Origin of the sequence: Veillonella sp. VA139 (assembly GCF_003992005.1) — a bacterium.
GTDB lineage: Bacteria > Bacillota > Negativicutes > Veillonellales > Veillonellaceae > F0422.
This window is the reverse complement of the sequence record NZ_RQVL01000019.1, coordinates 1-21,479: the sequence shown is the minus strand read 5'-3', so window position 1 is coordinate 21,479 and position 21,479 is coordinate 1. Positions and strand designations below refer to the sequence as shown.

Annotated in this window: 22 protein-coding genes; 20 read left to right on the top strand and 2 right to left on the bottom strand. The window is 39.0% G+C overall.

The features are described 5' to 3' along the window. Positions 1-3 precede the first annotated feature (3 nt). The 5 genes from EO125_RS07365 (at position 4) to EO125_RS07345 (ending at position 3,561) form a co-directional block, all read left to right on the top strand. The gene (locus EO125_RS07365; protein ID WP_127062052.1) at positions 4-846 is read left to right on the top strand and encodes a fumarate hydratase; all 843 of its coding nucleotides are present in this window, start codon (positions 4-6) and stop codon (positions 844-846) included. A 14-nt stretch (positions 847-860) separates the two neighbouring features. Further along, positions 861-1,421: a Fe-S-containing hydro-lyase gene (locus tag EO125_RS07360; RefSeq protein ID WP_127148331.1), complete on the top strand. Its 561-nt coding sequence runs from the start codon at positions 861-863 to the stop codon at positions 1,419-1,421. Positions 1,422-1,565: 144 nt separating this feature from the next. Further along, the gene (locus EO125_RS07355; RefSeq protein ID WP_127148330.1) at positions 1,566-2,030 is read left to right on the top strand and encodes an NfeD family protein; all 465 of its coding nucleotides are present in this window, start codon (positions 1,566-1,568) and stop codon (positions 2,028-2,030) included. A gap of 8 nt (positions 2,031-2,038) precedes the next feature. Next, complete coding sequence (gene floA, locus EO125_RS07350) at positions 2,039-3,046, top strand: flotillin-like protein FloA (RefSeq protein ID WP_127148329.1); 1,008 nt, start codon at positions 2,039-2,041, stop codon at positions 3,044-3,046. A gap of 17 nt (positions 3,047-3,063) precedes the next feature. After that, entirely contained in the window at positions 3,064-3,561 is a 498-nt protein-coding gene (locus EO125_RS07345) for a hypothetical protein (protein ID WP_127148328.1), read from the top strand. Between the two features lie 305 nt (positions 3,562-3,866). Here the strand turns inward: EO125_RS07345 and EO125_RS07340 are convergent, their stop codons facing one another. Beyond that, the gene (locus tag EO125_RS07340) at positions 3,867-5,099 is read right to left on the bottom strand and encodes an FprA family A-type flavoprotein (RefSeq protein WP_127148327.1); all 1,233 of its coding nucleotides are present in this window, start codon (positions 5,097-5,099) and stop codon (positions 3,867-3,869) included. A gap of 235 nt (positions 5,100-5,334) precedes the next feature. Between EO125_RS07340 and EO125_RS07335 the strand changes: the two genes are divergently transcribed. From EO125_RS07335 to EO125_RS07265, 15 genes are all read left to right on the top strand, one after another. Next, positions 5,335-6,225 (top strand): LysR family transcriptional regulator, encoded by an 891-nt coding sequence (locus EO125_RS07335; protein WP_127148326.1) that lies wholly within the window; start codon positions 5,335-5,337, stop codon positions 6,223-6,225. A gap of 11 nt (positions 6,226-6,236) precedes the next feature. Next, positions 6,237-6,818, top strand: coding sequence for a xanthine phosphoribosyltransferase (locus tag EO125_RS07330; protein ID WP_127148325.1), 582 nt, complete (start codon positions 6,237-6,239; stop codon positions 6,816-6,818). An 84-nt stretch (positions 6,819-6,902) separates the two neighbouring features. Further along, complete coding sequence (locus EO125_RS07325) at positions 6,903-7,466, top strand: hypothetical protein (protein ID WP_127148324.1); 564 nt, start codon at positions 6,903-6,905, stop codon at positions 7,464-7,466. Between the two features lie 67 nt (positions 7,467-7,533). Continuing rightward, entirely contained in the window at positions 7,534-7,998 is a 465-nt protein-coding gene (locus EO125_RS07320; RefSeq protein ID WP_127148323.1) for a hypothetical protein, read from the top strand. A gap of 262 nt (positions 7,999-8,260) precedes the next feature. Then, positions 8,261-8,620: a helix-turn-helix domain-containing protein gene (locus tag EO125_RS07315; protein WP_009353094.1), complete on the top strand. Its 360-nt coding sequence runs from the start codon at positions 8,261-8,263 to the stop codon at positions 8,618-8,620. Between the two features lie 300 nt (positions 8,621-8,920). Then, positions 8,921-9,907 carry a D-glycerate dehydrogenase gene (locus EO125_RS07310; protein ID WP_127148322.1) on the top strand — a complete coding sequence of 329 codons (987 nt, stop codon included), beginning with the start codon at positions 8,921-8,923 and terminating at the stop codon, positions 9,905-9,907. 138 nt (positions 9,908-10,045) lie between these two features. After that, entirely contained in the window at positions 10,046-11,746 is a 1,701-nt protein-coding gene (locus tag EO125_RS07305) for a glutamine--tRNA ligase/YqeY domain fusion protein (protein WP_127148321.1), read from the top strand. A gap of 9 nt (positions 11,747-11,755) precedes the next feature. Then, entirely contained in the window at positions 11,756-12,361 is a 606-nt protein-coding gene (locus EO125_RS07300; RefSeq protein WP_127148320.1) for a hypothetical protein, read from the top strand. A 258-nt stretch (positions 12,362-12,619) separates the two neighbouring features. Continuing rightward, positions 12,620-13,186: a DUF3793 family protein gene (locus EO125_RS07295; RefSeq protein ID WP_127148319.1), complete on the top strand. Its 567-nt coding sequence runs from the start codon at positions 12,620-12,622 to the stop codon at positions 13,184-13,186. 11 nt (positions 13,187-13,197) lie between these two features. After that, positions 13,198-13,614, top strand: a complete 417-nt coding sequence (locus EO125_RS07290; protein ID WP_127148318.1) for a flavodoxin domain-containing protein — start codon at positions 13,198-13,200, stop codon at positions 13,612-13,614. Between the two features lie 191 nt (positions 13,615-13,805). Further along, a complete protein-coding gene (locus tag EO125_RS07285) occupies positions 13,806-14,600 on the top strand; it encodes a DUF3100 domain-containing protein (protein WP_127148317.1) in 795 nt (264 codons plus the stop codon). A 1-nt stretch (position 14,601) separates the two neighbouring features. Continuing rightward, a complete protein-coding gene (locus tag EO125_RS07280) occupies positions 14,602-15,063 on the top strand; it encodes a hypothetical protein (RefSeq protein ID WP_127148316.1) in 462 nt (153 codons plus the stop codon). A 162-nt stretch (positions 15,064-15,225) separates the two neighbouring features. Continuing rightward, the gene (locus EO125_RS07275) at positions 15,226-16,545 is read left to right on the top strand and encodes an amidohydrolase (RefSeq protein WP_127148315.1); all 1,320 of its coding nucleotides are present in this window, start codon (positions 15,226-15,228) and stop codon (positions 16,543-16,545) included. Positions 16,546-16,634: 89 nt separating this feature from the next. Continuing rightward, the gene (locus tag EO125_RS07270) at positions 16,635-18,152 is read left to right on the top strand and encodes an NAD(P)/FAD-dependent oxidoreductase (RefSeq protein ID WP_127148314.1); all 1,518 of its coding nucleotides are present in this window, start codon (positions 16,635-16,637) and stop codon (positions 18,150-18,152) included. 463 nt (positions 18,153-18,615) lie between these two features. Then, positions 18,616-19,779: a cation diffusion facilitator family transporter gene (locus tag EO125_RS07265; RefSeq protein WP_240630456.1), complete on the top strand. Its 1,164-nt coding sequence runs from the start codon at positions 18,616-18,618 to the stop codon at positions 19,777-19,779. Positions 19,780-20,067: 288 nt separating this feature from the next. Here EO125_RS07265 and sstT read toward each other — a convergent pair whose 3' ends face one another. After that, positions 20,068-21,288 (bottom strand): serine/threonine transporter SstT, encoded by a 1,221-nt coding sequence (gene sstT / locus EO125_RS07260; protein WP_127148313.1) that lies wholly within the window; start codon positions 21,286-21,288, stop codon positions 20,068-20,070. Positions 21,289-21,479 lie beyond the last annotated feature (191 nt).

Sequence of the window (21,479 nt, the reverse complement as noted above, 5' to 3'; positions counted from 1 at the left end):
ACTTTGCGTAACATTCACGTTGAGAAAGTAACAGAAAAGGTAGCAGAATTATGTATGAATGCAGCATATCATCTTCCAAAAGATATGTACAATGCATTAAAAAAAGGCTATGAGTGTGAGAAATCTCCAGTAGGTAAAGGCGTATTGGATCAAATCATTAAAAATGCGGAAATCGCTGATGCTGAAGATCGTCCAATCTGCCAAGATACTGGTCTTACAATCGTATTCTTAGAAGTTGGTCAAGACGTACATTTCGAAGGTGGCGATCTTGAAGAAGCTATTCAAGCTGGTGTAGCAAAAGGCTACGTAGATGGATACCTTCGTAAATCCGTTGTTGCTGAACCATTGTTCAATCGTGTAAACACTAAAAACAATACTCCAGCAGTGATCTACACAAAAATTGTTCCAGGCGATAAAGTTGACATTAATGTTGAATTAAAAGGCTTTGGTTCTGAAAACAAATCTGGCGTTAAAATGCTAGTACCTGCTGATGGCGTTGAAGGCGTTAAAAAAGCAGTTCTTGAAATCGTAAAAAAAGCTGGCCCTAACCCATGCCCTCCAATGGTACTAGGTATTGGTATCGGTGGTACTATGGACTACGCAGCATTCCTTTCCAAAAAAGCTCTTCTTCGCTCTGTAGAAGAACGCAATGCACATCCTGAGTATGCAAAATTGGAAGAAGAAATCAATGCAATGGTTAACAAAACTGGTATCGGACCTCAATTAGGTGGTTCTACAACAGCAGTTTCCGTTAATATCGAGTGGGCAGCAACACATATCGCTGGTCTTCCTGTAGCAGTAACTATCTGCTGCCACGCTAGCCGTCATGCTCACGGTGAAGTTTAAGAGGGGGAATAACCATGGCAGAACAAATTCGTATTCAAACACCTTTAACAGAAGAACAATCCCGTAAATTAAAAGCTGGTGATATGGTTCTTATCTCTGGTAAAATCTACAGTGCTCGTGACGCTGCACATAAAGTAATGACGGAAGCATTAGCACGTGGCGAAGAATTACCAATCGATTGGAACGAAAAAATCGTTTACTACTTAGGCCCAAGCCCAGCTAAACCAGGAGACCCAATCGGTTCCGCTGGTCCTACAACATCTGGCCGTATGGACGCTTACACACCAACAATGCTCGATCAAGGTATCAAAGGCATGATCGGTAAAGGTTCCCGTAAACCAGAAGTTATCGAATCCATGAAGAAAAACGGCGTAACTTACTTTGCAGCCGTTGGTGGTGCAGCAGCTTTAATTGCTAAATCCATTAAAAAATATGATGTTATCGCATATGAAGACTTAGGTCCAGAAGCGTTGGCAGAATTAACTGTAGAAGATTTCCCAGCAATCGTTGTTATCGATAGCGAAGGAAACGATTTCTACGAAATCGGTCAAGCTCCTTACCGCGAAGACGTTTAATCACTAAACAACTAAGAGGCTCTCTTTGGAGAGTCTCTTTTTTGTATCCTATGGTGGACTAGAGTAGAAGTGGATTTCATCGAATCTACATACAGAGTGTGTTATAATACAAGTAGATAGGTATTTACTAGGAAAGGAGAGACTATGATAGGACTGATTCTAAGTGGTATTATTTTACTCCTCATCGAGATGATGGTTCCAGGATTTGGTATCTTTGGGCTCACCGGCCTATTGCTATTTCTTTGGGGCATCTACGACTGGATGGGTGGTGGCCCTACGGCGGTATTGACAGTGACCGTACTATCGGTACTGGGCGTGCTCTTGTTGTGGTGGATTGTGTCAGTGTTCCCTAAGACACGACTGGGAGAGCGATTAACATTGCGCTTACAATCTACTAAGGAAAAAGGATATGCAAGTCATCCGGATCCTAATCGTTGGTTAGGAAAGATTGGACATACAAAAACGGTATTACGACCAGCAGGGACGGTTATTGTGGAGGATACTTTTCTCGATGCAGTCACTGATGGCGAATTTTATGAACCTGGTACAGAAGTAACTATTGTATCTGTTACAGGTGGTCGTATTGTAGTGAGAGCTACAGAAAGATAGGAGGCATTATGGAAACAATTATTGGAACTGTGGGATTCATTATTTTTCCCATTATTCTCATCATCGGCATTTCTCTATTTTTACATTTTGTCCCATTAGGACTTTGGGTATCTGCCTTAGCAGCGGGCGTTAACGTCAGCATTATGACCCTCATTGGCATGCGTCTGCGCCGTGTATCTCCATCTCAAATCGTTCTCCCTTTGGTGAAAGCCAATAAAGCGGGCTTAGATGTGACGGTAGACCAATTAGAGGCCCATTATTTAGCAGGTGGCGACGTGGACCGTGTAGTTGATGCATTGATTGCCGCAGAACGTGCGACTATGGAGTTAACCTTTGAACGCTCGGCTGCCATCGACTTAGCAGGTCGTGATGTATTAGAAGCTGTACAAATGTCGGTAAATCCAAAGGTCATTGAAACACCGATTATTTCTGCAGTAGCGAAAAACGGTATTGAATTAAAAGTTCGTGCTCGCGTTACAGTACGTGCCAATATTGATCGTTTAGTAGGCGGTGCTGGGGAAGCCACAATTATTGCTCGTGTTGGGGAAGGTATTGTTACGACAGTAGGTTCTTCTGAAGAGCATACGGATGTATTAGAAAATCCAGATCACATTTCTCGCACCGTATTGAACAAAGGATTAGATGCGGGTACAGCCTTTGAAATCTTATCCATAGATATTGCCGACGTGGATGTAGGACGTAACATTGGCGCCCAATTGATGACAGACCAAGCGGAAGCAGATAAAAAAATCGCCCAAGCGCAAGCAGAAAAACGCCGTGCTATGGCGGTGGCCCAAGAACAAGAAATGCGTGCCCATACGCAAGAAATGCAAGCGAAAGTAGTGGAGGCTCAAGCAGAAGTGCCAAAAGCCTTGTCTCAAGCATTGCGTGAAGGTAATTTAGGCGTAATGGACTACTATTCTATGAATAATATTATGGCGGACACTAAAATGCGTGAAAGTATTTCTGAAGGTGACTATGCAGCTACTATTGATGGTAAAGGCACACATGAATAAGGTAGAGGAGGTATCCGATGATGGAACTAGGGATACTCATTCTGATTATTTTAGGATCCTTTATATTTAAAACGGGGAAATCCAACGAAGAGTCCCCACAAAAATCAGTTCCGAGTAAAGATATGACTTGGGAGGAAATGGAAGAGTATTATGGGATTACACTTTCACGGAATCCTGTAGAATCCGTGAAAGTAGATCCTGATGTAACGACGGAGACTACGTTAGAGGAATCTGTGACTACATGTAAGACAGTAAATGCAGATATGTATGAGGCGTCAGCAGTTTCAAACTCGAATGATGCAGAGGCAATCCACGGTGCAGTTCATGAAGGAACAGAAACGATACGACGGAAATTTACTGGAAAACCTATGGAAGAAGTGCGGAACGAGGAACCTTGTTATCATAGGAACTCTAGAAGCGAATCCCTACGATTGGCGGCACGGCGAGGCATGGTATGGTCTATGATTTTAGAAGAATCTAAAGGTGTGCGTATGTTACAGCGTCATAATCGATAACAGTTTCCTACCGCCGATACAATAAGGGTATATCGATGCAGTGAGATATGTGTACACACTCGAGTGAAACTTACAATTCGGCTAGGTAATATGCTATATAGCACATATAAAGATGAGCTGTCATGAAGGAAGAGATTCCTATCATGACAGCTCATTTCTTTGTTTTGAATTTGTTAGATACGCTTACAATCAATACATTTAGTATGCATCTAGTTCCCATCAAGACAGATTATCAACTGGTTGTCATCTGTAACCTGAATGTGCATATCAAAAGCGACCCTAGTCACTAGAGTCGCTTGTATTGATTATAAAGTTTTAATATCTGTTTCTTTTAAGGAGGTAACAATAGTATCAGCTAATTCTTCAAATAATGGCAATTGTTCATCGTGTAATGCGCCTTTAATATCTAGTGGTGTACCAACGATTTCCATATTTTTGAACTCATTTGTGAAGTATTCAACCATACGTTTCATTGCGCCAGATGCCCAAGAGTGGTTACCTACGATAGATACTTTATGGTTATGGAAGTTTAATGCATGTAATTCATGTAATAAGTTTTCCATAGTCAAATATAAACCTAAGTTGTAGGTTGGGGCCATACATACTAAATGACTATATTTCCAGGCATCAGAGATGATGTAAGATGGATTTGTTTTAGATACATCATAAATACGGATATCTGTTACACCGCGTAGGGATAGCAATTTTGCTAATTGTTGTGCCATTTCCGCTGTGTTACCATACATGGAACCAAAAGCGATGACAACCCCTTTTTTCTCAGCATTGTATGTGCTCCAGTGCATATATTTGTTAAGAATGTAAGAGATTGTATCAGGAGTTCTCCAGATTGGTCCATGAAGTGGTGCGATGATTTTTACATCTAAAGCAGATGCTTTTTTCAATGCATTTTGCACTTGTGCACCATATTTACCTACGATATTTGTGTAGTAACGACGAGCTTCATCTTCGTATACGCGATCGAAATCTAATTGATCAGCGAAGATGTTGCCATTGATGGTGCCAAAGGTACCAAATGCATCCGCCGAGAACAATGTACCAGTCGTTGCTTCGTAAGTGCAAGTTACTTCTGGCCAGTGCACCATTGGCATAGTATAACTGTGAAGTGTATGGTGACCAAGATCGATAGTGTCCCCTTCTTTTACTTCGTAATAGTTCTCAGGAGCTGGACGTCCATAGAATTGTTCAAAGAAACGAAATGTAGTTTTGTTACCTACCATTTTTACATTTGGGTAACGGTCTAGTAATTCGACTAATGTTGCACAATGGTCTGGTTCCATGTGATTTACGATTAAATAATCTAATTCACGACCGTTTAATAAATGTTCTACATTGTCAAAGAATTCTTGACGAATGCTATCATCTACAGAGTCTACGATACATGTTTTTTCATCATCAATAAAATAGGAATTGTAGCTTACCCCATTTGGAATTGGAAATAGGTTTTCAAAACGTTCTGTACTCCAATCGTTACTACCAATCCAATAAATATGATCAGTCAATTTTTGTGCACAATGCATAGTTAAATTCCTTTCATACATACGGGGGATTGTTATGCCCCAGATTTTCTTATCAAATATATATTACTAGTTTATAAGCTAGAACGCAACTATTTTGTATAGGTTTATAAGAAATACATAGATAAAAATCTATTTGCAATTTGACAATAGTAATAAATATAGGTAAACTTATAAGCATATATAATAGTAAAAATTAATTGAAAGTATATTATATTTGTAGTAGATTGAGGTTGTTATGTCTGTGTCAGCAGAATTACTGCGTGCCTTTGTGGGGGTAGGGTTACATTTATCGTTCTCGAAAGCGGCAAAAGCGAATGGCGTTTCTCAATCAGCCATTAGTCAAAGTATTAAGCAATTAGAGAAAGATTTGGGAATCCCCCTATTTGAAAGGACAACAAAATCTGTAGCATTTACCAAAGCTGGTCGTGAGCTTTTTGAAACTGCTGTAGAAGCGTTTTCTATCTTGGATAATGGAATTGTTAAATTGCAAGAACGCTTATCAAGGGAGTATAAAAGTTTACATCTAGCTGCTACAGATACCTTGAGTAAACACTTTTTATTACCTACTTTCAAAAGTTGGCAAGAAAAGCAATTAGATATTAGCTTGCGTGTCACCAATCGACCATCTCGTGAATGTGTGGGCATGATTGAAGCAGGAGAGGCACAAATTGCGGTGGTGCATGCCTATGATGGTTTGTATGATAATAATCATCTTGAAGTGATGGAATTAGAGTCAATGCAAGATATCTTTGTAGGTGGAACGGTCTACAAAGATGAATCGAAGATTTGGACCATTGATGAAATTATGGCTGAGCCATTGCTATTGCTTACTATGGGAGCTAGTAGTCGTACTTTTTTTGATGCAGTAACCCATAATCGGTGTACAAGCCCAGCCTTTGAATTGGGAAGCTTAGATGTACTCATAGACTTAGTAGAAATTAATTTAGGCATTTCCTTGGTGCCAGAATTGGTAGCGAGAGAGAAATTGAAACAAGGTTCTTTAGTGGAGCTAAAAACGAACTTGCAGATTCCTGAACGACGTATTGTACTGGTGCGGTCAAGAATGGATGCACTAACAGAAGGCGTTTCGCAATTTATAAATATATTGAAAGACAGAAAACAATAAGGAGGATCATCGTGGAATTATTAAAACAACGTATTGATGCAGAAGGTATTGTATTGAACAATCGAGTGTTAAAAGTAGATGGATTTTTAAATCATCAAATTGATCCTAAATTGTTTGTTCAGATTGGTAAGGAAATTGCTAAACAATTTGAAGGACGTGGTATTGAACGTATTGTGACTATTGAAGCATCTGGTATTGCTATTGCGTTACAAGTAGCGATTGAGTTAGATGTACCTTTGGTATTTGCTCGTAAGAAAAAATCTATTTTGATGACAGAAGATGTGTATCATTCAGTAGTTTACTCTTACACAAAAGAAGAAAATTATGATGTAACCATCTCTAAAAAATTCTTGCCTTCTGGTGAAAAAGTGTTGATTATTGATGATTTCTTAGCTAGTGGTGAAGCAGCTATGGGATTAGCAAAACTAGTAGAAGGTGCAGGGGATACAGTGGAAGGCATTGCCATTGTTATTGAAAAGTCCTTTCAACCTGGTCGTGAGCGGTTAGTAAAAGCTGGTTATGATGTACACTCCTTAGTGCGCATTGCACGATTTGAAAATGATCGTTGTATCTATGTGGAAGAAGAAAACTAATAATGATTGAAAAGAACCTTGTTTTTGTGGTATCATTATGGTAATGATTTTTAATTTGGATGTAGTGGATATGGAGATAAAACAGTGAATAAAAAAGCAGAATTATTTCAACAGTTTATTAAAGAAAATGAATTAACAAATCTTTTTACTCTTCGTGAGATTGAAAATGACCCATATAATACAGTAGTATTTGATGCAACTGTAGAATATAATGATATTGTGTTCCCACTATTTGTTGTATTGGATGACACACCATTTGGTTTTGTGCGTTTAGAAATTGCTGGAGGTCGTTTTACACCAGAACAACGTAAAGCAACATTAGATGTGTTGAATCAATTAAATAGCGAATTCAAATGTTTTAAACACTATTTAATGGAAGAAAATGGTTACGAAGCAATTCTTCTAGATGTAAGCCTAATGAGTGGAGATAACTTTGATCCGGAACTAGTGGCGTACACTATTTTTGAAGTATTGTATCCGCATACACAAAAAGATTTAACTCGTATTATTGCAGCTGTGGAAAGCGTAAAGGTAGAAGCAACTGGTGAAGAAGAAACTCCAGCAGTAGAAGCAGCAACTCCAGTAGTAGAAACAGCAACTAAAAAAGATAGCAAACCACGTAAAACTACAAAATCTAAAAAAGAGTAAGGTTTATTGAAAATTAATTTATATGGGCATTGTGACAAACAATGCCTTTTTTTAACGAGGTGTACCTATGAATGAAAAAGCTAGAGTATTTGAACAATTTCTCATTGATGAGAAACTGACATGCTTTGAGAAACGTGAAGTTGGAGATGAAGATCACACAGTTGTATTTCGCTCCTATGTACAAACAGAATTAGGGGATATTCCTGTGTTTCTGTTGTTAGATGACACAATATATGCTACGATTCGTTTATTGATTGGTGCAGGTGTTGTGACCAAGGAAAACCGTCAAGATATTTTGACATTCATTAACCGTGAAAATAGTACGTATAAAAGTTTTAAATACTATATCGAAGAAGATGATGATAGCGTGTATTTAGATTGCATCAATCAGAGTGCTAATTCTAATTTTGATCCACGACTGTTATATGTATTGATGACTCAAATTGTAGAATATATCCCTGGAAAAATTCAAACTATTGGCGAGGTATTCCAAGTTGAGCAATTACCACCACCTGAACATGCACATGAATGATATAAATAGTTTGTGAGTGAAAATGATTAAAATAGAATAAAATCTATTTTCTTTGATTAAAATAAATCAAAACTACACATGCACATGTGGGATAAACAATTCAATTCGTGTAATATAATTCAAAAATGCTAAAAAACATAGAGAGATACACAATTCGTGAGATGTGAAATAGTGGTTTTCTATAGCAAATCTATTGTATCTCATGCTATAATAGGGATAGGTTATTTATACTATAGATTCACGTAGTATAAGGGGTGATACAATGGCATTAGGTGAAAATTTAAGACATGCCCGTAAACGGATTGGGCGGAGTCAACTAGATGTGGCTCGTGATATTGGTATTAGTAATGCTGCCCTGTCAAATTACGAAACAGGATATCGAGAGCCTGATTTGGAAACCTTAAAGCGATTAGCTAATTATTATGATGTAACAATTGATGAATTAGCTGGCAATGCAAGCATGGCCAGAGAAATTCTTTACGATTTGAGTAGCATTGTAAAAAATGGGCGCATCGCACATAATGGTGTAGAATATGTATTAAGTGATTCACAACGATTAAAATTGAGACGCCAAATTGCACATGCATTTGAAATGTTCAATGAAGGAAAATCCAATTGGTAGGATAAACATGTTATTCTAGGGACGTTTGTGGGATAGCATATCATCGTATAGAAAGCGTAGCAGCTCTCGGGTACGTTTGAGAGTGCAAGTTAATGTATCTACAAAATGAAAAGCACAGTTCTATGAAAATAGTTCTGTGCTTTTTTATTACCAAACCAGATGTGATATAATTTAGCAAGAAGAACCATTTTCTTCCCTATTAAGATTGTGAAGGCATGGCGAGTCCATTGCCTATATGTATACGTATATGGCAAGCAACCTCTTGCCTAGACATAGTGATTGATGAAAGTGAGGTATACCATGGATAAACCAGTAGTAGTGGTACCAGGATTGGTGCGTAAAGATGCACTCGTCTATTTAAGCGAACATGTAAGGGTGCGCCAGTGGACAAAAAAAGAAAAAATGCCTAAAGATCTATTAAAAGAATGGCTGCGTGATGCAGATGGTTTATGGAGTATTAATCATTTTACTGTGGATGAAGATTTGATTTCACAGGCACCGCATTTGAAGGTCATCGCCCAAGCCTCTGTAGGCTATGATAACGTGGATGTAGATGCGTTAACAACACGTCATATACCTTATGGCAATACGCCAGATGTATTAACAGAAACCACTGCGGAGTTGGCTTTCACATTGATGGCAGCAGCGAGCCGTAGAATTTATGAAAATGCTCAGTTCGTTAAGGATGGTAAATGGGCAGAACGACCTTCGAATATAAAAGGGAAGGATTTAAGCCGTATGACATTGGGTATTATTGGTATGGGTAAGATTGGTGTGTCTGTATCTCGTAGAGCACGTGCTTTTGGAATGACTGTACAATATCATAATCGTAACCGTCGCAATGATGATAGCTTGCTGATGACCACCTATGTGTCATTAGGCAAATTGCTCACTACTAGCGATATCATTTTAGTGATGGCTCCGTTGACAGAGGAAACCTATCATTTAATTGATGCAGAGGCTTTTGAAATGATGAAAGAAACGGCTTTATTTGTGAATGTCGGTCGTGGAAAAATTGTGGATACAGATGCATTAGTGCACGCATTAGAAACAGGTCAAATTGATTACGCTGCTCTTGACGTAGTAGACCCAGAACCAATAGGACCAGACCATCCATTGCTTAGAACAGGTAAATGCTTAGTGGTGCCACATATTGGGTCTTTCACGGATCGTACGCGCAAGGAAATGGCTATGTTAACAGCCAATAATTTGATTGCTGGTGTACAAGGTAAACCATTGTTGACCTGTGTCAATGAAAGTGTCAATTATGCGTCTACTGAGGAATAATTGGTAGAGATACATACTAGGGAATTGGATATGAGTATGGGCAATATGTCGATGAAAGATAGCAATTCCTATGGTATAATAAAGAGAATGTGCAATGCGTGCACGTGTGTATAATCAATAGCAGAGAGGAAGAATCACATGGAATCGAAAGAGACGATGATGAGTATAGAAGAAACAACGCCTCAAACAGTTAATTTTATTGAAGCGATTATTAATACAGACAATGAAGAAAATACCTATGGAAAACGTGTACATACACGATTCCCTCCAGAGCCAAATGGGTATTTACATATTGGTCATGCGAAATCCATTTGTTTAAATTTTGGTCTTGGTAAATCCTATCAAGGACTCACAAATTTGCGCTTTGACGATACAAATCCAGTGAAAGAAGATGTGGAATATGTAGAGTCCATCGAAGAAGATGTAAAATGGTTAGGCTTTGAGTGGTATGGGGATGTACATTATGCATCGGACTATTTCGGTAAACTATATGAATATGCTCAAGTGTTGATTAAAAAAGGTAAAGCCTATGTAGATGATCAAACACCAGAAGAAATCCGTGCTACTCGTGGCGATTTTACAACTCCAGGTACGAATAGTCCCTACCGTGATCGTAGTGTAGAAGAAAATTTACGACTCTTTGAAGAAATGAAAGACGGCAAATACAAAGATGGGGAAAAAGTGTTGCGTGCCAAAATTGATATGGCAGATCCGAACATTGTCATGCGTGACCCTGTATTGTATCGCATTTTACATGCAGAACATCATCGTACAGGTTCTGAATGGAATATTTACCCTATGTATGACTATGCCCATCCAGTATCTGATGCTATAGAACGTATTACTCATTCTGTATGTACCTTAGAATTTGAAGTACATCGCCCATTGTACAATTGGGTGTTAGAAGATTGGGAAGATATAGAAAAACCAAAACAAATTGAGTTTGCTCGTTTAAATGTAACGAATATGGTGATGAGTAAACGTAAATTGCGCCAATTAGTAGAATTGAACCTTGTAAGCGGTTGGGATGATCCTCGGATGCCGACGATTTCCGGCTTGCGTCGCCGTGGTTATACACCAGAGTCCATTCGTGATTTCTGTGAACGCATCGGTGTTGCTAAAGCAGATAGCATGGTAGAAGTAGGTCTATTAGAATTCTGTATCCGTGAAGATTTGAAATTAAAAGCACCTCGCTACATGGCGGTATTAGACCCTGTGAAAGTTGTCATCACCAACTATCCAGAAGGTCAAACAGAAACTCTTGTTATTGAAAACAACACAGAAAATGAAGACATGGGTACTCGTGAAGTGACATTTGGTCGTGAAGTGTACATCGAACGTGGTGACTTCATGGAAGAACCAGTGAAAAAATTCTTCCGCTTAGCACCTGGCAAAGAAGTACGCTTAAAAGGGGCCTACATCATTGAATGTCAATCTGTAGTAAAGGATGACAATGGCAATATCACTGAAATTCATTGTACATATGACCCAGCTACAAAATCTGGCACAGGCTGCCAAAAGAAAGTGAAAGGTATCTTGCATTGGGTAGAAGCATCTACGGCTGTAGATATGGAAGTTCGCCTTTATGACTATCTATTAAAAACAGATGATGAAACAGCGGACAAAGATTTCTTGCAACAGTTAAATCCAAATTCTTTAGAAGTAAAATCTGCTAAAGGGGAAGCTGCATTCCGTACGACACAAGCAGGGGACCATTATCATTTCTTGCGTACAGGTTATTTTGTAACAGATAAAGATAGCACAGCAGATCATATCATAATGAATCGTACCGTAGGTATGCGCGATACATGGGCTAAAATGCAAAAGAAGCAAGGTTAGGCGAATACCATGAGTAGAAATATACCATATCTTTTATGTGGAGTAGCTTTCACGTGTATTATGACCAGCATGATGACTAGCGTAGAGGCAGCAAATACGTCATCTATACAATGGCCGTCCACGATGTTGGTGCAGGAAGGGGCTAGTAGCAGTATCCTTTCGTCTGGGGTAGCACAATCATTAAAAATTGGATTGCGTGATATCGGGATTGATATGAGTACATCCTATCAAATACTGGATAAGCGAGACAATAATTATTACTATGCTCGTTACGGTGAAGGAACTTTGCTCTATGGGTTTGGTCCGCAGAAAGATGGTTGGCATCCTACTACTGTGCCAGTGGGATCTAATTATACCCTATCTATGATTCAAGATTATGAAGCATATGTACAGGAGCATCCAGAAATATTTACACTAGTCGTTCCCTTTCGTGAAACAAAAAAGAATATCTATGTTGGTGAAATCATCGTGAATACATGGTTTAAGCAGGTAGAATATCCTATGTATGTGCAGATTGCATTCCTAGCTGATAGCACAGGGGCTCCTCGTTTGCGATATGTATTGACCCATGTGAAAGACGACATGCTGAGAAAACAATTACAATATGTATTATAAGAAAAAGTTGCAAACTTTGAGATTGACTATTACCATGGGAGCCTGTGGGATAGTGAAATTGCAAAGGGTGCAACTTTTCCTTTTAAAATGAAAAAACTTCTCATACTTATTGACAGAAGTTAGGATTATTTGTATTATAATAATAGAAATAATTTTCATTATTTTAAATCATCTTTCGAGATGATATATATCCGGATTATCTATTTGCTGTGAGAGCAAGTGTTCTCCCCAAAATACGTAAAAAGGCAGGTACGACAAATGGAATCCATCGAGCAGATTATTGGTTACCATTGTGCGCCCGCAATTAGAGGTATTAAAGTAGCAAATCTTGTTGCATTACCTCAGCATTTAGGGGCAACGATGGTAGAAAAAACACATGAGTATAATGATAAATTTAATCAAAAAGGACTGTTCTTTTATGAACTGTGCCATTGTGAAAAACGAAAATTATTACTCGTATTTCGTGAACGTATGCTTGAGGACTATTTGCGACAACCTGAAGTGCTAGCATTTTTACAAAATTATGGATATGAATCCTATGAAACATTGGCAGATTGGCTATTACATTTGCGTGAGCGCATTGAAATGAGCGATGTGTTTCCTCATGAAATCGGTGTGTTTTTAGGATATCCATTAGAAGATGTAAAAGCGTTTATTCAATTCCGTGGAGCAGGCTATAAAGTCTGTGGTGACTGGAAGGTATATGGAAATCAAGCGTCAGCTATGCACGCATTTCATTGTTTTCGAATGTGCCGTGACTACTGTCACGCACAGTTGAATAAAGGAAAATCTTTAGAGTCTTTGGTTGCCGTAACGGCATGCTAGGAGGTAACATTATGATCGCTGTAATTTATTGGTCTGGAACTGGTAACACTGCTGCAATGGCAGAAGCTGTAGGTAAAGGCATCGCTGATGCTGGTCAAGAAGTGGTAGTAAAATCTGTTTCGGAAATCACTGCTGATGAAGCTGCAGGCTATGAAAAATTAGCATTAGGTTGCGCTGATATGGGTGCGGAAGAATTAGAAGATGGTGAATTTGCACCATTCTATGAAGCATTAGAACCTAAATTGGCAGGTAAAAAAGTAGTATTGTTCGGCTCCTACGGTTGGGGTGGCTCTTGGTTAGATGACTGGGCTGGTCGCGTAGAAGGTGCTAACGGCGTTGTAGTTGATAAATTACCAGTACTAGGCGAACCTGATGATTCTGGTAAAGAACAATGTGAAGCATTAGGTAAAGCACTAGTAAATGCATAAGCCAACCATACGGCATATGATAACCCAATATACTAGATCTTAATCATAAGGGGTGGATAGATATATCTATTCACCTCTTATTTTATTTTAGCAACGGTATTGCTAATTCGGAATCCATCACACGTTGACCGTATACATTAAACTTTAATATAATAAAGAAATCATATTGGTATTAGTATAGGAGGTATTGTATGCAAGTATTACAAAACTGGAAATTACATGCATTGGCTCTTGTGATCACCATCATTGCAGAAATGATTGGAATCCAACGATTTGGAGCTGTGGTATTTTTACCGCTTTTATATGCATTGATTATGGGTCTCTTTGTATCCATTCCATCATTCAAAATTTTAACGGTGGAAACCATGGAAAAATCAGCCGATTACCTTGGTATTGCAGTAATGCTTTTAATGGTGAAAGTAGGCTTAGGGATTGGTCCCAATTTAGAAATTTTGTCTACCGCAGGGTTGGCTCTTATGCTACAAGAGTTAGGTCATTTCTTTGGTACGATTTTATTCGGCTTACCAGTGGCATTATTAGTAGGAATGCGCCGTGAAGCGGTGGGTGCTTGTTACTCTGTAGACCGGGAACCTAATGTAGCGATTATCATAGATAAATTCGGCTTTAGCTCTCCTGAGGGCCGTGGCGTAATGGGGATGTATATCTGTGGCGTATTGATCGGAGCTATGTGGGCCTCTGTACTAGCAGGATTCTTTGCGCAAATGGGCTGGTTCCATCCATTGGCATTGGCTATGGGGGCTGGCGTAGGTAGTGCCAGTATGATGGCTGCTTCTACAGCACCTATCATTGCTGTATATCCAGAATATGAAACTCAAATTGCAGCCCTAGCAGGAGCGGCTAATTTATTGACTACCGTACTAGGTGTGTACTTTGGTATTTTCGTATCCTTACCTGTGATGGAAAAAACATATAATTTCTTTACAGGCCGTACACGTGAACAAGATTTAGCAGAGGAGGGACAATAAGATGACTATGAGTGAAAAAATTACACAATTTGTCATTGTCATATGCATTGCAGCTATTATGACTGCTGTAGGTAATATCATTGATGGCAAACATCTATTGGGCCCAAGCCTTGTAGGGGTCTTTGTGATTGCTGGGTTAGCAATTATTGGTGCGATTATTTCCTATTTGCCATTAGCCAATCGCTTCCCTATGGTCTTCTGGGTGTCTTTAGTAGGGGTTATTGCCTCCTTGCCAATCATGCCAGGGCAAGCATGGATTATTGCACAAACAAAAGAAGTAACGTTCTTGGCTACAACAACACCAGTATTAGCCTATGCAGGTCTTTCCTTAGGAAAAGATTTAGGAGCATTCCGCCGTCTATCCTGGAGAATTATTCCAGTAGCCTTAGCGGTAACTGCAGGTACATTTATTTGTGCTGCTGCAGTAGCTCATTTTGTATTACATATGCAAGGTGTGATTTAAATTCAACTATAACCATATAGGTTATAGTTGAACTGAATGAAAGAGAGTTGATGATTTCCTATCAACTCTCTTTTTGATTTCGTGGTACAATAGAGTTCAAGAGTTATACATAAATATCTTTTAGTGAAAGGTATTTTCATAGAATGTAAAAGGAGACCGATTATGTTAACGAAAGAAGAAGTAAAACAACGTGTGTGCGATGCTATTGTAGCAGGACAAGATCGATTGCGTGCATTAGCGAGTGCCATTATGGATGAACCAGAATTGGGTTATAAAGAGCATAAAACATCTCAAAAAGTACAAGATATGTTTACAGAGCTAGGGATTTCTTTTACGACTGGTCATGCGATTACAGGTGTGAAAGGTCGTTTGCAAGGGGGAAAATCTAAGAAGACGGTGGCCATGATTGGTGAATTGGATGCCATTGTATGTCACCGTCACCCAAAGGCAGATCCTATGACAGGGGCAGCCCATTGTTGTGGACATAATGTGCAAATTGCCAATTTATTTGCAGTAGCCATGGGCTTACAAGCAGAAGGGGTTATGGAAGCTCTTGGTGGAGATGTAGTTTTATTTGCTGTGCCAGCAGAAGAGATGGTCGAAGTAGATTATCGCAATACATTGCGTGAAAAAGGGACAATCAAATACCTTGGGGGCAAACAACAACTTATCTATGAAGGAGCCTTTGATGATATCCATATGGCTATGCAAATGCATGTGGAAACGGCAGATACACCTACGGGAGAGATGAATTTAGGTAGTACCTCCAATGGATTTGTGGCGAAACTGATCGAATACCACGGTAAAATTGCTCATGCGGCGGCAGCTCCTCATGAAGGGATTAACGCATTAAATGCAGCTTTGATGGGGGTGATGGGGGTACATGCTATTCGTGAGACTTTCAAAGAAAGCGATTATTTCCGTTTCCATCCTATCATTAATCAAGGAGGAACCTTGGTCAACTGTGTACCAGATTATGTGCAAGTAGAAAGTTATGTACGGGCATCCAATGTACAAGCGATTGTGGATGGCAATCAACGAGTGAATCGTGCCTTGAAAGCTGGAGGCGATGCAGTGGGGGCTACTTGTGTTATCCATGATCTACCGGGCTATTTACCAATGCGTGATAATCCGGATATGAACAATTTGTTACGGTCCAACTCAGAACCGCTATTTGGTACAGATAATGTGCGTCAACGGGTGCATATGACAGCAAGTACAGACATGGGGGATGTATCCCATTTAATGCCGGTTATCCACCCTTGGGTGGGATGTATTGAAGGAGTGCTCCACAGTGCGGAATACAATATCACCGTACCAGATGTAGCCTATATTAAAACGGCTCAAGCCTTAGCCATGACGATTGTTGATTTATTATATGATGAGGCACAGGTAGCGGAAGAGATTCTAGAAAACTTTGAAGCTCCTTTAACAAAAGAAACGTATATTGAATTGTTAGATTCCATTGCCAGTGGAAAATAATAAAAATTCTCATATCTAAAATAGTCGATGTATGATATACTATATACAAAGAATAAAGAGTATCCATTGGTTTAGAAAGGATGACGTAAATGAAACAATATGATGTAATCGTAATTGGTACTGGTGGTGCTAGCTTAGTAGCTGATGCAGCATTAAAAGCAGGTAAACGTGTAGCTGTTATTGAAAAAACAGGCTTTGGTGGCACTTGTTTAACACGTGGTTGTATTCCTACAAAAGTAATGGTTACTGCTGCGGATGTAGTACATGAAAGTCATGGTTGGAAAAAAATTGGTGTAGAAACTGCCACACCGACTCTTAACTGGGATGTAGTGAGTGAACGGGTTTGGAAAGCCATCAATAAAAGCAAAGGGGTCAAAGAGTTTTATGAAAGCTTTGACAATGCTGATGTATACCATGGAGCAGCTACTTTCATCAGCGATAAAGTATTATATGTAACATTACAAGATGGCTCAAAAACAGAGGAAATTACAGCATCGACTATTATCATTGGTACTGGTGGTCATTCTAAAGTGAATCATGTGGACGGTTTAGAAGAAGCAGGATACATTACCAGTGAGAAACTATTTGGCAATGACTACCCAAAAGTACCATATAAACGTTTAGCTGTATTTGGTGGTGGTCCTATTGGTACAGAATTTGCTGGTGTGTTTGCAGCCGCAGGCACAGAAGTAACCTTGATTCAACGTAATGTGCGCTTATTGCCAAAAGAAGATGAAGCAATTTCTGCTCATATTTTAGAAGAAATGAAAGCCATTGGAGTGAACGTATTAACAGATACTGTATGCGACAATGTGCGAGTAGACAATGCTGATAAAGTAATCACTGTGAAAAACCGTACTACAGGTGAAGTGTCTGAAATTCGTGTAGATGAAATTTTGGTGGCTACAGGTATCGCTCCGTCTGTAGAAGATTTGCACCTAGAAAATACTCATATTGAACAATTACCAGGTGGCTGGATTAAAACAAATGAATTTTTAGAAACATCTGTAGAAGGTGTGTATGCATTAGGTGATGTGAATGGTAATGCAGCCTTCCGTCATCGTGCCAACTATGAAGGGGATATTATTTCTCATAATTTATATCGTGCCACATCTCCAACAGACTATCGTTGGGCACGCTATGATTTGATTCCTATGGTGACGTTCACCTATCCAGAAGTAGGTCGTATTGGCATGACAGAAGCGGAAGCAAAAGAAGCTGGTTATGATGTAGGGGTTGGTATCAACCATTACTCTAACTCTGCGAAAGGCATGGCTCTTGGTATTGATAAAGGTGATGTACATGATGGGTTTATCAAAGTAGTGGTAGACAAAGCTACGAATCGTCTATTAGGGGCTCATATCGTGGGACCACAAGCATCGATCTTGTTCCAACCATATGTACATTTAATGAATAGTGGTGAAGTGAAATTAGTTCCTGTTCATGAAGAAATCGGTTCTACTACAACGAAAGAACTACGTGCACAAGGATTGACACGGTACTTGGATCCACAATCTGTGATTTCCATTGGTGAGGCGATGGCTCCACATCCAACATTGTCAGAAGTGTCTATGTGGACGCAAGTGTTCTATGAACATAAATGGTAATCTATTGAAAAGATATATATTAAAAACTGTGGTGATGGAATAATCTGTCACTACAGTTTTTTTATACTATCATATGATGACAATTGATATGTAGCTGTGCTGCTCATAAAGAGACCGAACATGAGTTTTTATAGTATCACATGATGATAATTGATGTATTGTATAGTATCTGTAAGCAAAATATATCCATTCTGCATAGACTGATACGAGTATGACATGAAATGCTATTAAAAGGAGCGATGTAAGATATCATAAAAAATATATGTTACCATGTTGTATGAGTATATGACATAGGTTATAAGTATTTTGAAATCAATAATTCTCAATTAAAATTATAGTTGATAATAGTTGAATGATAGTATATAATGAGAAAGTAAATGAGAATAAAACTACCTCTAAGATATAGCATATTAGAATGGGGTAGAGTCATACGTGTATGTTAAATGGATGAAAGAGGTGTAGTATGACAGAAGTATTAATCCGTTTATTTGTAAACAACAAAGATGAAGTAAAAGATACTAGTGTGCGCCAACAATATGGTATTATGGCCAGTATCACAGGTATTGTGGTGAATGTATTAGTTTGCTTGGGCGAATTAATCATAGGTTTTCTTATCGGCTCCATTGCGATGATTAGTGATGCTATCCATAATGTGGCTGATGCAGGGGGATCTTTAGTATCCTTTTTGAGTTTTAAATTATCTGGACGTAAAGCGGATGCAGAACATCCCTATGGACATGGTCGAATGGAGTATTTGTTATCCATTGGTTTTTCTATCTTACTGTTTGTAGTAGCTGCTCAATTAGGTATTGAAGCGGTAGAGCACATTATGAATCCCGAGGTAGTGGAGTTTTCTATGTCCGCATTAGCTGTTATGTTAGGGGCTATGTCTTTAAAGATTTGGTTATCCTTCTTTTTGCGTTCCATTGGTAATCGTATTGATTCTCCTATCTTGCGTGCCAATGGGAAAGAAGCTTTATCTGATGTATGGGCGACCGTAGCGATTGCTATTGGCTTATTGTTAGGCGGTATATTCCAATTGAGCGTTGATGGATATTTAGGCTTAATTGTGGCACTTATCATTGCAAAAGCTGGTTTTGAAGTGCTGAAAGAAGCGACAGATCGTTTATTAGGATTTGAGCCTACTGCTGAACGTGTGCAAGAAATTATTAATTTTGTAGAATCTAAGGCTGGTATCTTAGGAACTCATGATTTAATGATTCATGATTATGGTCCAGGCCACGAGTATGCATCTATCCACGTAGAAGTAGATGCGAAACAAGATGCGATGACCATCCATAATATGATTGATCGTATAGAACGACAAGCTTTGAAAGAATTGCAATTAAAATTGACCATCCATATGGATCCAATCGTTGTCAATGAGCAAACCCTAGCTTTGCAACAGCGTTTAGTAGCAGTGATTCAAGCCTATGATGACAGTTTTTCTTTATACGATATTCGAATCGATGTGGAAAATAAAAAAATTGGGTTTGATGTGCAAGTACCGCATAGTGTGACATATACGAAAGAAGAACTTTCACAAAAATTGAGACAATTAGTGGAAGCGGTACTGCCAACATTCGTAGTGAAACCCAATGTAGTACACGGATATACAGGGGCATAATGGTAAGTAGACAAAATCTAGGAACTATAAACAATGCATAGAATACATTAAAGGCAAGTTGAATGATAGATGTCAGCTTGCCTCTAACTGTGGGGAAGTTTATTGCTGTCCCCAAAACTTAATAAAGAGCTAAAAATATTATACAAGGGATACTAAAAGGACTGGTGCAGATTGTACCAGTCCTTATTAGTGCTTATTTTCATAAGCCATATGTAATTATAAATTCTATTGGGCATCCCATACCAAAGAACAAGTAGACCTTTCAAAAAGTATGTGTGAAGTATACGGTTATACTTTGTCTACTGGGTAGCCGTGACGCGAATAATCTACAGCTGCTGTAAATAAGATATCTGTAGAAGAGTTCAAGGCTGTTTCTGTGGAGTCTTGGATGACTCCGATAATGAAGCCAACGCCTACGACTTGCATGGCTACGTCGTTGGAGATACCAAATAGAGAACAAGCTAATGGAATCAATAATAGGGAACCACCAGCAACACCAGAGGCACCGCATGCGGAAATAGTGGCTAATACACTCAGGAGAATGGCAGTAGCAAAATCAACGTGAATCCCTAGTGTGGAAACAGCAGCTAATGCCATAACAGTAATGGTGATAGCAGCACCACCCATGTTGATGGTAGCACCTAGGGGAATCGAAATAGAATAGGTATCAGGGGTAATGCCTAAACGTTTTGCTAAATCCATATTAACTGGAATATTGGCAGCAGAACTACGAGTGAAGAAAGCAGTCACACCAGATTCACGAAGGCAGCGGAACACCAATGGATATGGATTGCGTTTCATAACAAAGGCTACGATGATTGGGTTGATAATAAGTGCTACTGTAAACATACAACCAAGTAATACTAGCAATAATTTACCATAAATAAGAAGCGCACCTAAACCATTTTCACCGATGGATTGAGCCACTAAGCCCATGATACCAAGAGGTGCAAATTTAATAATCCATTGTACGGCCAGTGTAATCGCATCAGAGATGGAAGCCATCACATCTTTTGTTTCGTTCGCTGCATGACGTAGAGCGAATCCGAATAATAAAGCCCAACCTAAAATACCGATATAGTTACCACCCAAAATAGCTTTCACTGGGTTTTCCACTACATTGGTGAGTAGTGTTGAGAGCACCGCTGTAATACCACTTGGAGGAGCAGTATCTGCAGGGGAGGCTGTTAGTAATAATGACGTAGGAAATAGAAAGCTACCTATTACTGCAATGGCTGCAGAAGCAAAAGTACCAATAATATAGAGTGCGATAATGGAACGCATCCCTGTTTTTTGCCCAGAACGATGGCGACTAACTGCGGCAATGACTAAGAAAAATACCAATACTGGTGCCACACCTTTCAAGGCACCCACGAAGATAGTACCCAATAGAGATAACTTCACTGCATTTTCTGGAGACCATACGGCAATACCGATGCCGATTAAAAGACCTACACAGATTTGCTGGATGAGGCTAAATTTATTGATGAATTGAAATAATGCCCTCATAGAAAACTCCTTATACTTATAAATACTTAAAAACGAGTACAAATATCTACTCATAAAAGACATAAAGACATTATAAACGGATTATGTACTTTTGGCAAGAGAAAAAAATATAAATGACGGTGTCAAGTTTTTGTTGGAAAAATAATTACCTAGCTTTAAAAGAGGGTTCCTCGTCACTAAAGAATCCTGCG